The organism is Pseudomonas promysalinigenes (assembly GCF_014269025.2).
GTDB classification, from domain to species: Bacteria; Pseudomonadota; Gammaproteobacteria; order Pseudomonadales; family Pseudomonadaceae; genus Aquipseudomonas; species Aquipseudomonas promysalinigenes.
Window position 1 is genome coordinate 2,562,968 of the sequence record NZ_CP077094.1, and the last position, 12,790, is coordinate 2,575,757.

The window sequence follows — 12,790 nt, forward strand, 5'->3', positions numbered from 1 at the left end:
TTCAAGCTTGTTCCTCGCCGTCGAGCAATTGCTCCTCAAGGGTCTCGCGATACTCACCTGGGTCTTGCCAAAGCCCGCGCTGCTGGGCTTCGAGCAAACGCTCGGTGAGGTCGCGCAGCGCCTCAGGGTTGTGCTCACGCATGAAATCGCGGGTCGCTGGGTCCAGCACGTAAGCATCGGCCAGCGACTGGTAATGATGGTCGTCGATCAGGTGGGTGGTGGCATCGAAGGCGAACAGATTGTCAACGGTCGCGGCCATTTCGAATGCCCCTTTGTAACCATGACGTTTGGCCCCGTCGATCCATTTCGGGTTCAGTGCACGGGCACGGATCACGCGGTTGAGTTCTTCCTTGAGGGTGCGAATGCGAGGGCGATCAACCTGGCTGTGATCACCGTGGTAGCTTGCGACTGTTGACCCAGCGAGGGTTTCCGAAGCAGCCAGCATGCCACCTTGGAATTGATAGTAATCGTTGGAGTCAAGCAGATCGTGTTCGTGGTTGTCCTGGTTCTGCAATACCGCCTGAACCTGGCTCAGGCGACGGGCGAACTCGGCACGCGCCGGTGTGCCCTCGTCACTGCCCCCGTATGCGTAGCCACCGTGATTGAGGTAAACCTCGGCGAGGTCCTCACGGCCGTGCCACAGGCGGCCATCGATGGCGTTCTGTACACCGGCACCATAGGCGCCTGGTTTGGCCCCGAACACGCGCCAACCCGCCTGGCGCGCTGCCTGCTCGGCATCTAGCCCCTGGGCCTGCAAGCTGGCGCGCTCGAGACGTACGCGGGCGGCCAACGGGTTCAGATCATCGGGTTCGTCCAATGCCGCCACTGCTTGCACTGCTGCATCGAAGAGCCGTATGAGGTTGCCAAAGGCATCGCGGAAAAAGCCTGAAACCCGCAGGGTAACGTCCACTCGTGGCCGGTCCAGTAGGCTTATCGGCAAAATTTCGAAGTCGTCCACGCGTTGACTGCCCGACGCCCAGACCGGGCGCACGCCCATCAAGGCCATGGCCTGGGCAATGTCGTCACCGCCTGTTCGCATGGTCGCCGTACCCCACACCGATAACCCCAACTGGCGCAGATGATCGCCATGGTCCTGCAGGTGCCGCTCCAGGATCAGATTGGCCGAGGCGAACCCCAGGCGCCAAGCTGTCGCGGTTGGCAGGTTGCGCACGTCGACCGTGTAAAAATTGCGGCCGGTGGGCAACACGTCCAAGCGGCCGCGGCTTGGCGCGCCGCTGGGGCCTGCAGGGACAAAGCGCCCGCTAAGTGCAGCCAGCAGGCCGTTCATCTCGGCCGCGCCACACCCATCGAGTTGCGGTGCGACCTGCGCCTGCAGGGTTGCAATCACCTGCTTCACGCTCTGCCACTGGTCCCCAGCGGGCAGTGCAACGCTGCCGTGCAGTGCCTGCTCGATGATCTGCAGGGCGAACAGCTCAAGGCGCTCACGGGTGTCGCCGCAGGTGCGCCACACGCCCTGGAGCAAAGCCTGCAGCGATGCCGGGCGTGGGCCGGACCAGGCTTGACCCAGGTCGCTGTCCAGAGGGTCGAAGCCCAACTCAAAAGCTTTGGCTAGCGCACGTAACAGACTGGCATTGCCGCCCCGGCCATCGCCACGCTCGACGCGCAACAGGGCCAGCAAGGTATCGATGCGCAGACGCGCCTGGGGCGACTGCCCGAAGATATGCAGGCCATCGCGAATCTGCGACTCCTTCAGGTCGCACAGGTAGGTATCCAGGCGCGGTAGCCACAGCGCGGCATCATCCAATTGGCCTTCGAGCTGCAACTCGCGGTCAATATGGTTGGCTTTGACCAATTCAAGAATGTCCCGCTGCAGTTCACGCGCCCGACGCGGGTCAAGCAATTGCGCTTCGTAGAACTCGTCCGCGAGCTGTTCCAGATGCCGAAGTGGGCCATAGGTTTCAGCACGGGTCAGCGGCGGCATCAGGTGATCGATGATCACCGCCTGCGTTCGACGCTTGGCCTGCGCACCCTCGCCCGGATCGTTGACGATGAACGGATAAATGTTCGGCAGCGGCCCGAGCAAGGCGTCTGGCCAACATTGGGCGGACAGGCCGACGCCCTTGCCTGGTAGCCATTCCAGGTTGCCATGCTTGCCGACATGGATGACCGCATCGGCGGCGAAGGCATGGCGCAACCAGAAGTGAAACGCCAGGTAACCGTGCGGTGGCACCAGGTCCGGGTCGTGGTAAACGGCGCTGGGGTCGACCTGGTAGCCGCGAGCAGGCTGAATGCCCACGAACGTCAGCCCGAAGCGCAAGCCGGCCACCATCAGGCGTCCGCCACGGTACATGGGGTCCTGCTCGGGTGTTCCCCAACGCTGCAGCACTGCTTGGCGGTTGGCCTCGGGCAGGCGCGCGAACGCCGCCTGGTAGTCCGCCAGGCTCAGGCTCTGGGCGCACGGGCGCTGGTCGATATGCTCGAGATCATTGGTTACCCCGCCGAGCAACTGATGAATCAGTTGCGTACCGCTGTCGGGCAGCGCTGCGACAGGGTAACCCTCGGCTTGCAGTGCTTTAAGGATGTTCAGGGCGGCTGCCGGGGTGTCCAGGCCGACGCCGTTGCCAATGCGGCCATCACGTGTAGGGTAATTGGCCAACACCAGGGCCACCCGCTTCTGCCCGTTGGGCAAGCGCGCCAGTTCTACCCAGCGGCGCGCCAGTTCGGCAACGAAGTCCATGCGCTCGGGGTGGGCACGGTAACAGACCACATCGGATTGACTGCGCTCACTGCGCCAGGCCATGTCCTTGAAACTCACAGGGCGCGTGATGATGCGCCCGTCCAGTTCCGGCAAAGCAATGTGCATGGCCAGGTCGCGGGCACCCAGCCCTTGCTCGCTGGCTTCCCAGCCAGGCTGGTTGTCCTGGGCGCAGATGGCTTGCAGCACCGGAATATCTCGACGTAACGGGCGCAAGTTGGGGTGCTCCGGGCTGGACAGCGCAAAACCTGTGGTGTTGATCAACACCTCGGCGCCCACTTCGTCCAGCCAGGCTTCGACCTGCTCCAGGCAGGCACTGTCCTTCAGGCTGGCCACCGCGATGGGCAACGGATTCAGGCCTGCCGCCTGCAAACGTTCGCAGAACACGTCGATGAATGCGGTATTGGCTGCTTGCAGGTGCGAGCGATAGAACAACAATGGGGCCACCGGGTAGTCCGTGGCCCAGTGGCTGTACCAGTCTTCCAGCCGGGCATTTGGTTTGCCTGGGTGATACACCGAAGTGCGCGGCAAAGGCTGGGGTTCGTCCCATGAATAATCGCGCCCCAGCCACTGGCTGGCCAAGCAGTGGAACAAGTTCACCGCATTGCTTTTGCCGCCTTGACGCAAGTAGTGCCACAGGCGCTCTGCCGCCTCGCCGGTGACCGTACCCAGGCCAGTCAACTCTGGGTCCGGGCGATCATCGCCAGGCACCAGAATCAATTGCACGCCGCGCGAGGCAAGTTCCACCAACTGCTCTACACCATAGCGCCAGTAACCGACGCCTCCGTGCAGCGATACCAGAATCAGCTTGGCATGGCGCAGCACCCGATCCACATACAGGTCGACCGAAGCATGGTTCTGCACCTGCATCGGATTGGCCAGACGCATGCTGGGGAAATCGTCAGGGAGCTGCTCAGCGGTTTCGGCAAGCAATGCCAAGTGCGAATCACCGCTACAGAGAATCACCAGCTCAGCGGGCGTCTGGCCGAGATCGGCTATGCTGTCGTCCGGTACGAAACCACCGGGCTGGGTCCGCAGCAGGTGCATGGGTCAGGCGCCCAGCGCCTTGCGCAGGCGAGCTTCAAGCTGCCCAGGGTCCAGGTCCTGACCGATCAATACCAAACGCGTGATGCGGGGCTCGTCGGCGCGCCAGGCACGGTCGAAATGTTTGTCGAAGCGTGTACCGACCCCTTGCACCAGCAGGCGCATTGGCTTGCCAGGGATGGCCGCGAAGCCTTTGGCACGCAGGATGCCGAACTCGACCACCAGTTGGGTCAAGGCATCGAGAAGCAAGCTTTCGTCCGCCTCGGGCAGGTCGATGGAGATCGAATCGAAAGCGTCGTGATCGTGGTTATCATGGTCGTCGCCGTCATGGTGCGAATCGTGATGCGTGCGGCGGCCATCGATATGCACTTCTGACTGCGCACCGATGCCCAGCAACACGTCCAGCGGCAGGCGGCCGCTGCTGGCCTCGATGACCTTGACCGCTGGCGGCAGCTCCTCGGCCACTTCGGCACGGACCTTGGCCAGGCCTTGGGCATCGATCAGGTCGGCTTTGTTGAGCACCACCAGATCAGCGCTGGCCAGCTGGTCGGCGAACAATTCGTGCAGGGGCGACTCATGATCGAGGTTGGGGTCGAGCTTGCGTTGCGCATCGACTTGTTCTGGGTAGGCAGCGAAGGTGCCAGCGGCCACGGCTGGGCTATCGACCACAGTGATGACCGCGTCGACGGTGCAGGCATTGCGAATTTCTGGCCACTGGAAGGCTTGTACCAACGGCTTTGGCAGGGCCAGGCCGCTGGTTTCGATGAGGATGTGATCAAGGTCGCCGCGACGCGCCACGAGTTCACGCATGACGGGGAAGAATTCTTCTTGGACCGTGCAGCACAGGCAGCCGTTGGCAAGCTCATAAACGCGGCCGCTGGCTTCTTCTTCGGTGCAACCGATACTGCACTGTTTGAGGATTTCGCCGTCGATGCCCAGCTCACCGAACTCGTTGACGATGACCGCGATGCGGCGGCCTTGGGCGTTATCGAGCATGTGGCGCAGCAGCGTGGTTTTGCCTGAGCCGAGGAAGCCTGTAACGATAGTGACGGGGAGCTTGGCCAATGTTTTCATGTCGTGTTGCCCTTGGCAGGTTAGCGCGGGCACACGGGACGATAGCCGCAGGCCAAGCTGGCCGGGCTCGTTCGCCACCGGATCACCCCGCCCGGTTGAAAGTCGAAATCGTGAACGAGGCAGGTCTCCTGGCTTGCACCGTACCATTGCCGTGCGAACGGCTTAGTGGCGGATGGACGCCTTCCCGCGCGTTGGCGCAGTGGCTGTGTCGATCCATTGTCGGTGCCTACAGTTGCGGGGGCAGCCGCGGCTTCAACCGCGTTCCCGTCTTAGCTTCGGCCTGGCCGAAGAACCTCGAAGCAGCAAGGCTACGCGGGGGGTGGCAGGTGGTCAACTATCGTCCACGCTCCTGCATAGGCATTTGGCCTTGTTTTGCCCTGCTGTTGCATTGCTTTTGCCCTCCTCTGCTTTTGCTTTTAAGCGCGCGGTAGTTCAGCAAGCGCCGAATGCGACTTCAGGAGGCCTCACTCCGGCCTCCTGAAGTCGCAATCTGTGTCGCCTGAACTACCGTGCGCTTAGAAGCAAAAGCCAAGAGCAAGAGCAAGAGCAAGAGCAAGAGCAAGAGCAAGAGCAAGAATTGCAGGTGTTGAAGCGAGCGCAAGCGCGAGCCGGTTTATTGGATTTGACGCCACCACCGCCCCGTGCTCTCCTTATGCCTTGCGTCAGGTGCCCCCTTGGGGTGAAACGGGAAATCGGTGCGTCTCAGGCCCTCGCCAGGGCCAGGCAAACCCGATGCTGCCCCCGCAACGGTAAGCGAGCGAAGCATCAAGACCACTGTGCCAGTGCGTAGTGCATGGGAAGGTGATGCTTTTCAAGGAGCCATGCTCCTCCTCGCAAGCCCGGAGACCGGCCTGGCGCTCATGAACACCCCGCGGTGGGCGGGCGCTGTCGCATCCCCCTGGTTGTCTGGCAACCGGGGCTGCCGCGCTCGTGCCCATTGCACTGACAAAAGCAAAGCAGAGGATCGCATCATGCCAGTCACCAGCGCCAATCACAGCATCGCTACACAGGTTTCCCTCAGCCAACGCATGGCCATCGCTATAGGCGCCAGCCTTCTAGGTCTGTGCCTAGTGTATTTTGCCGGCTTCTCGCACATAGAGGCCGTGCACAACGCCGCACACGACACCCGCCACAGCGCCGCCTTCCCTTGCCACTGAGGCCATCATGATCAAGCGTATCGCCAGCACCGCCGGGTTCAGCGGCCTGCTCGCAGCCTTGCTGCTGACAGTGCTGCAAAGCTTCTGGGTCGCACCACTGATCCTCCAAGCGGAAACCTATGAAACTGCCGCCCCTAGCGCCGAGCACCATAGCCATGACGCAGAGGCGAACGCCGGGCACAGCCACAGTGAAGAAGCCTGGTCGCCAGAAGATGGTTGGCAGCGCATCCTCTCCACGACGGGCGGCAACCTGGTGGTTGCGGTCGGCTTCGCACTGATCCTCGCCGCCCTTTACAGCCTGCGCGAACCAGGCCGCACCAGCACTGGGGCGCTCTGGGGGTTGGCCGGTTTTGCCGTGTTCTGCCTGGCCCCCACCCTGGGCTTGCCGCCAGAATTACCCGGCACCGCCGCTGCGGATCTGGGTCAGCGCCAGAGCTGGTGGATCGGCACGGCCGCCGCCACCGCCACCGGCCTGGCACTGCTGGTATTCGCCCGCCATGGCCTGCTCAAGGCGCTAGGTGCCGTCTTGCTGGTAGTGCCCCATGTGATCGGGGCGCCACAGCCCGACGTTCACGAGAGCCTGGCGCCGCAAGCCCTGGAAACCCAGTTCAAGATCGCCTCCTGGCTGACCAACGCAGCGTTCTGGATAGCGCTGGGTTTACTCAGTGCCTGGCTCTATCGCCGCGCCAGCCACGCTTGATGAGCACGCACTTACTAATGCCGGCACTTTATGCCGGCATTGGTTGCCGCCGAGGCTGCCCAGTGCAAGCGCTCGATCAACTGTTGCATGAAGTGCTAGCCCTTCATGGGCTGCAGCCCAAAGCGCTGCGCGGCATTGCCAGCATCGCCAGTAAAGCCGACGAGCCTGGCCTGCAACAACTCGCCACGCGTTACCACCTGCCACTGGTACTTTTCGAGGCCGACCAGCTGCACGCATTTCAAGCACAACTCAGTCACCGGTCTGCGGTCGCCTTCGCCCAAACAGGTTGCTGGGGCGTGGCCGAAAGTGCCGCGCTGGCCTTGGCTAGCCTCGGGCACGCACACGCGAACCTGCGTGTTACCCGCCAGGTACTTGGCCCAGCTACCCTGGCGCTGGCCTGCGGGGAATAATTGTATCTTTCACCCATCAAGGATTTGCCATGACGGTCTACTTCATTGGTGCTGGCCCCGGCGACCCGGAACTGATCACGGTCAAAGGCCAGCGTCTGATTCGTCAATGCCCGGTAATCATCTACGCCGGCTCGTTGGTGCCTGCCGCCGTGCTGCAGGGCCACCAGGCTGAAACAGTCATCAATAGTGCCGAACTGCATTTGGAGCAGATCATCGATGTCATCCGTGCCGCCCATGCCAAAGGCCTGGATGTAGCCCGTGTGCACAGTGGCGACCCCAGCTTGTATGGAGCCATCGGCGAACAGATCCGCCGCCTACGCGAGCTGGGCATCGACTACCAGATCATACCGGGCGTCACGGCCACCGCGGCAAGCGCAGCGCTGCTTGGCTGTGAACTTACCCTGCCTGAGGTTTCGCAGACGGTCATCCTGACCCGTTACGGCGACAGCTCGCCCATGCCCGAAGGCGAACAACTAGCAGACCTGGCTAGACACGGCAGCACCCTGGTCATCCACCTTGGGGTCAAGAACCTGCCACGCATCGTCGATGAACTGCTGCCCCACTACGGGCCTGACTGCCCTGTGGCAGTGGTCCATCGAGCCACCTGGCCTGACCAGGACTGGGTACAGGGCACCCTGACGGACATTGCAGAACAGGTCGCCAGAAAAGGATTCCGTCGCACTGCACTGATCCTCGTCGGCCACGTACTGGGAGACGCGCCATTTAGCGAATCGGCGCTATACCGTGCCAGCCACGCCCACCTGTACAGAGCTGGCGAATAGCGTTGCAAGGGCAAAGTCGGTCGGCGCAGACTGCCTGGTGCACCCCACCCGGAGGATAACCATGCTGGAGCTACGCCCCAACTGCGAGTGCTGTGATGCCGATCTGCCAGGCGATAGCCCCGACGCGCTGATCTGCTCGTTCGAATGTACGTTCTGCCTCCCCTGCGCAACCCATCGTTTGCAGGGACGCTGCCCGAACTGCGGCGGCCAGTTGCTGCCCCGCCCGACCAGGGTTGGGGCTGCACTGAACAATAACCCCGCCTCGACACAGCGTGTTCTGAAGCCCCACCCAAACTGCGTCTGATCTGCCCCTGTCATCTCAGGCATCACCGCTGCTGGTGGTGCCTGGGACGGTCTCTTTGTAGGAATTTTCCACAATACCGGCCCGCTTGCTCAACACATCTATACTCGCCATTACCAGCGATCCGGAATGGTCGTATCGTGCTGCGCAGCAGAAAAAGCCTGCAGAAGACTTCCTGATTGCTTCAGGCAGCCGACCATATTCCGACAGGAGTTAGTGATATGACTACCGTGCTCATCGTTGATGATCATGCCATCGTCCGTTTTTCGTTGCGCATACTGCTCGAACGGGAGCGCTTTCGTATCGTGGGTGAGGTCGACAATGGCAGTGAGGTCGCGCAAAAGGTACGCGAGTTGCGGCCGGACGTCGTGGTACTGGACATCGGCTTGCCTGGCCTGGATGGCATGGAAGTGATCAAGCGCCTGCAACAACAGGAGCCGGCACCGAAAATCATGGTACTGACCGGGCAAGCCACCGACCTTTATGTGCGCCGTTGCCTGGATGCCGGCATTGGCGCATTCGTCACTAAAGGCGAAGACCTAGAGGCTGTAGTCTTCGCCCTGAAGGCGTTGATAAAGGGTTACTCGACCTTCCCGCAGATGGCGGTCAACAGTAACACCCTTGAAAGTGAACCCGAGCGGCTGAGCAGCCTGTCCAACCGTGAAATGGAAGTGCTGCGGCGTCTGAGCCGTGGTGAAAACAACAAGAACATCGGCGCCAGCATGAACCTTAGCGCCAAGACCATCAGCACTTACCGTGGCCGGATCATGGAAAAACTCAAGACCGAGTCATTGGTAGAAATGGTTGATCTGGCCAAACGCAATCATGTCAGCTGACTACCCGGGCAGCATGAAACGGGCTTTGGGCCACCTGGCCCTCGTCATCACCTTGGCCTGCTGCCCACTTTTGACACTCGCCGAAGGCGAATCACGCCACCTGCTGGCACGCGCCACCAGCGCCGCACCTCCCCTACAGCTCGATGCAGCCGACCGCCAGTGGTTGCAGGAGCGCGGCGAGCTGTTGCTGGGGAGTTCACGGCCGGATTACCCGCCCTTCGAAATCAATGTCAGCCTGAATGACTATGAAGGCTTGAGCGCAGACTACGCCGGGCTGATCGCCGAACAACTCGGCGTATCCGTGCGGGTCACGCGCTACGCCAGCCGCCACGAAGCTATCGCCGCGTTACGCGAAGGTAAGATTGATCTGCTTGGTAGTTCCAACGAGTTCGAGGCGGCAGATGCAAAGCTTGGGCTCAGCCTGCCCTATGCCGATGATCTGCCGGTAATCGTAACGCGCCATGAAGCGCCCATGATGCACGACAAGGACCTGGCAGGCCTGCGCTTGGCGATGGTCGATCACTACCTTCCGGCGCAGAAGGTTCGCCAGTTGTATCCAAAAGCGCAGTTGAGCCTCTACCGCTCGACCCTGGCCGGCCTGGCAGCAGTCGAACTCGGTGAGGCAGACGCCTACCTGGGCGATGCCATCAGTACCGACTACCTGATTGGCAAGAGTTACCAGGGCCTGGTGAAGATCGATCACTTTCCCCAGGTACCGCCGGGTACCTTCGCCTTCGCGTTCGCTAACGAAAACCTGCGTTTGCGCCGATTGGTCGACAGCGCCATGGCCAGGATCACCGAGAGCGAACGACTGAACATTCTGCACCGCTGGAGCAGCGGCAACACCAGCTTATTGCTGGAGCGTCGCATTTCAGCACTGACGGAAGAAGAACTGGCCTGGATAGCGGGTCATCCGACCGTTAGTGTACTGGTCGACACCGCCCTTGCCCCTTTGACCTTCAACGATGCTGGGCAAAAGGTAAACGGCATTACCGTCGACCTACTCAAGCAGATCTCATTGCGAACCGGCTTGCAGTTCCAATTCCATGAGCGCAGCACAGTGCAGCAAATGGTCGAAGAAGTGGCAACGGGCAAGGCGCAGATGATAGGCGCTTTGGGTTACGGCGCAGAGCGCGCGACACAGCTGCGCTACACCCGCCCCTACCTGGTGAGCCCTCGCGTACTGGTAACGCGCAATTCGTCGCCTGCTAAACCGCCGGCCAACAACCTCGACGGCAGGCGCATCGCTCTGTTGCATGGCTCGCATCTGCGCAGCGAGGTGATGCAGCGCTTTCCCAAAGCAAAATTGGTCATGGTCGATAATTCATTGAGCCTGATGGAAGCGGTGGCCAAAGGCGATGCAGATGTTGCCTACAGCAGTAATATCAACGCCTCGTACTACATCAGCCATGTCTTCAAGGACCAGTTGCGCATCGCTGGAGTGGTAAGCGACGAGCCCGCCGTCGCTGCCTTCGCCGTAGCCCCTGACCAACCGCAACTTCAGGCCATTCTCGACAAGGCGCTGTTGAGCATTCCGCCCGAGGAGCTGGATCAACTGATCAACCGCTGGCGAACCGGCACGCTGGTCAGCGATAGCCCGTGGCGCAACTACCGGACACTGGCGCTGCAGGTATTGGTGCTCTCCGCCCTGTTGCTGGCCGGTGTGGTGTTCTGGAACAGCTATCTGCGCAAACTGATCAACCAGCGTACCGAGGCGCAACGCGCTTTGCAGACTCAATTGGCCTTTAGCAGCGGCCTGCTGGAGCAACTACGCCAAGCCAAGGACGCCGCCGAACAGGCTAGCCGAACCAAAAGTGCATTCGTGGCCACCATGAGCCACGAAATTCGCACCCCCATGAATGCGGTAATCGGGCTGCTGGAACTTGCGCTGGAAGACAACCGCTCAGGGCACTGCGATCCCCAGATCCTCAAGACGGCCCATGACTCTGCCGTTGGCTTGCTCGCGCTGATCGGCGACATTCTGGACATTTCACGCATCGAAACCGGGCACATGACCCTGCAGCCAGTGGCAACCGATCTGGCCGACCTGGTGCGCAGCACCGTGCGGGTGTTCGAAGGCAATGCGCGAATGAAAGGCTTGCACTTGCAAAGCGAACTGCCAGCTGCGCCGCTGTGGGTGCTGGCGGACCCTTTACGGATAAAACAGATCCTCTCCAACCTGCTGAGCAATGCCATCAAGTTCACCGACCGTGGTGATGTACTGGCCCGTCTGACCTTCAGCGTGCCGACAGATGGCGACACCGCGCAGGTAGCGCTAATGGTGAGCGACACCGGCATCGGTATAGCTGCCCAGGATCAGGCGCGGTTGTTCAACACGTTCACTCAAGCTTCGGGGCCGCGGGCAAGCCAGGGGGCAGGCTTGGGCTTGGTGATCAGCCGCACCTTGGCCGAGCTGATGGGCGGCAGTTTGCAGCTGCAAAGCGTGGAAAGCGTGGGCACCCGTGTGGAGGTCCAGTTGCCGCTCGCGCTCATTGCACCACCTGTGCCAACCGAACAGGACCAGGCCACCGAGCAGTACCAAGGGGGGCCATTGAACGTGCTTGTGGTCGATGATTACCCGGCCAACCTGATGCTGTTGGAAAAGCAGCTCAATAGCCTCGGTCATCAGGTGACGCTCGCAGAAAACGGCGAAACAGGGCTGGCGTTGTGGCAAGCGCATACATTTGATCTGGTCATCACTGATTGCAGCATGCCGGTGATGGACGGCCATGAATTCACTCGAAAGGTACGCCAACTGGAGCAAGTAAGTGGGCAGCCTGCCTGCAGCATTCTCGGGGTGACCGCCAATGCCCAGGCCGAGGAGCGGCAGCGCTGCCTGGACAGCGGCATGGATGACTGCCTGTTCAAGCCCATCGGGCTGCAGACCCTGAAGGCTCGTTTGGCGCACCTGCGCCCTGGCGAAGCAGGCGTTCCAGCCCCGACAAGCGGCTTCAACCTCGACGAACTGCGCCATCTGACCCAAGGTGACCAGCAGCTGACCAAGCGCCTGCTCGAGCAACTGACCCACAGCGCCCAGCAAGACCTTGCAGCCCTTCAGGCGCTTGCTTGCGACGGCGAGGGCGAGGGCGACGGCCATGCGTTGCGCGCCCTCGCCCACCGGATAAAAGGGGGCGCCAAAATGCTGCGGGTACGCGGGGTGGTCATGGCGTGCGAGGCAATCGAGCAAGCGCACAATCACGGGCTGCCGACCCAAGCGTTGGGGCGGCAGCTCGAACTAAGCCTTGAGTCTTTGCTCAAAGAACTGCGTGAGACCCTCAGTGCAATTGCAGCGTCGAGCTGATCTGGCTGATGGCATCCACAACATGGCGCGAGCCCTGCTGGATTTCCATGATCACCGTTCCGGCCTCGTTGGCCAGCGCAACGCCACGATCTGTGCGTGACAAGCTCGATTGCATGCTGGCCACTGCGGTCAGCGATAAGTCGTGGTTCTGCCTCACCACATCGACGATCTCCAAAGTGGCTTTGCTGGTGCGCGCTGCCAGGCTGCGCACCTCATCGGCGACCACCGCGAAGCCACGGCCATGCTCACCGGCTCGCGCCGCCTCGATGGCGGCGTTCAACGCCAGCAAATTGGTCTGATCGGCAATGCCGCGAATCGTCAGCACGATCTGCCCTATCACATCCGACTGTTTGCTCACAGCATCGATACTGCGCGCAGCGTCATTGAGCTCTTGGGAAATCTGCTCGATCACCGCTACGGCCTGCTGCACCACCTCGGTGCCTTTGCGTGCACATGCATCGGTCTGCAC

10 protein-coding genes and 2 riboswitches are annotated in these 12,790 nt (G+C 61.5%); of the genes, 7 read left to right on the forward strand and 3 right to left on the reverse strand.

The window, feature by feature from the left end; genetic code table 11:
* Position 1 precedes the first annotated feature (1 nt).
* Both cobN and cobW read right to left on the reverse strand, forming a co-directional pair.
* Complete coding sequence (cobN, locus tag HU725_RS11625) at positions 2 to 3,763, reverse strand: cobaltochelatase subunit CobN (protein ID WP_186477325.1); 3,762 nt, start codon at positions 3,761 to 3,763, stop codon at positions 2 to 4.
* A gap of 3 nt (positions 3,764 to 3,766) precedes the next feature.
* Positions 3,767 to 4,834 carry a cobalamin biosynthesis protein CobW gene (gene cobW / locus HU725_RS11630; protein WP_186477326.1) on the reverse strand — a complete coding sequence of 356 codons (1,068 nt, stop codon included), beginning with the start codon at positions 4,832 to 4,834 and terminating at the stop codon, positions 3,767 to 3,769.
* A gap of 101 nt (positions 4,835 to 4,935) precedes the next feature.
* A riboswitch (cobalamin riboswitch) is annotated at positions 4,936 to 5,146 on the reverse strand.
* Positions 5,147 to 5,481: 335 nt separating this feature from the next.
* A riboswitch (cobalamin riboswitch) is annotated at positions 5,482 to 5,703 on the forward strand.
* Positions 5,704 to 5,805: 102 nt separating this feature from the next.
* Between cobW and HU725_RS11635 the strand changes: the two genes are divergently transcribed.
* The 7 genes from HU725_RS11635 to HU725_RS11665 all read left to right on the forward strand — a co-directional run bounded on the left by HU725_RS11635 (position 5,806) and on the right by HU725_RS11665 (position 12,321).
* Complete coding sequence (locus tag HU725_RS11635) at positions 5,806 to 5,991, forward strand: CbtB domain-containing protein (protein ID WP_186477327.1); 186 nt, start codon at positions 5,806 to 5,808, stop codon at positions 5,989 to 5,991.
* A gap of 7 nt (positions 5,992 to 5,998) precedes the next feature.
* Positions 5,999 to 6,691, forward strand: coding sequence for a CbtA family protein (locus tag HU725_RS11640; protein ID WP_186477328.1), 693 nt, complete (start codon positions 5,999 to 6,001; stop codon positions 6,689 to 6,691).
* 17 nt (positions 6,692 to 6,708) lie between these two features.
* Complete coding sequence (locus HU725_RS11645) at positions 6,709 to 7,101, forward strand: cobalamin biosynthesis protein (RefSeq protein WP_186477386.1); 393 nt, start codon at positions 6,709 to 6,711, stop codon at positions 7,099 to 7,101.
* 29 nt (positions 7,102 to 7,130) lie between these two features.
* Complete coding sequence (gene cobM, locus HU725_RS11650) at positions 7,131 to 7,883, forward strand: precorrin-4 C(11)-methyltransferase (RefSeq protein WP_186477329.1); 753 nt, start codon at positions 7,131 to 7,133, stop codon at positions 7,881 to 7,883.
* Positions 7,884 to 7,944: 61 nt separating this feature from the next.
* The gene (locus tag HU725_RS11655) at positions 7,945 to 8,187 is read left to right on the forward strand and encodes a DUF1272 domain-containing protein (protein ID WP_186477330.1); all 243 of its coding nucleotides are present in this window, start codon (positions 7,945 to 7,947) and stop codon (positions 8,185 to 8,187) included.
* A gap of 218 nt (positions 8,188 to 8,405) precedes the next feature.
* Positions 8,406 to 9,020, forward strand: coding sequence for a response regulator transcription factor (locus tag HU725_RS11660; RefSeq protein WP_060477296.1), 615 nt, complete (start codon positions 8,406 to 8,408; stop codon positions 9,018 to 9,020).
* A gap of 13 nt (positions 9,021 to 9,033) precedes the next feature.
* Positions 9,034 to 12,321 (forward strand): transporter substrate-binding domain-containing protein, encoded by a 3,288-nt coding sequence (locus tag HU725_RS11665; RefSeq protein ID WP_186477387.1) that lies wholly within the window; start codon positions 9,034 to 9,036, stop codon positions 12,319 to 12,321.
* On the opposite strand, the gene HU725_RS23145 is transcribed toward HU725_RS11665, so the two are convergent.
* Positions 12,296 to 12,790, reverse strand: coding sequence for a methyl-accepting chemotaxis protein (locus HU725_RS23145; RefSeq protein ID WP_397468457.1), 495 nt, complete (start codon positions 12,788 to 12,790; stop codon positions 12,296 to 12,298). The genes HU725_RS11665 and HU725_RS23145 overlap by 26 nt on opposite strands.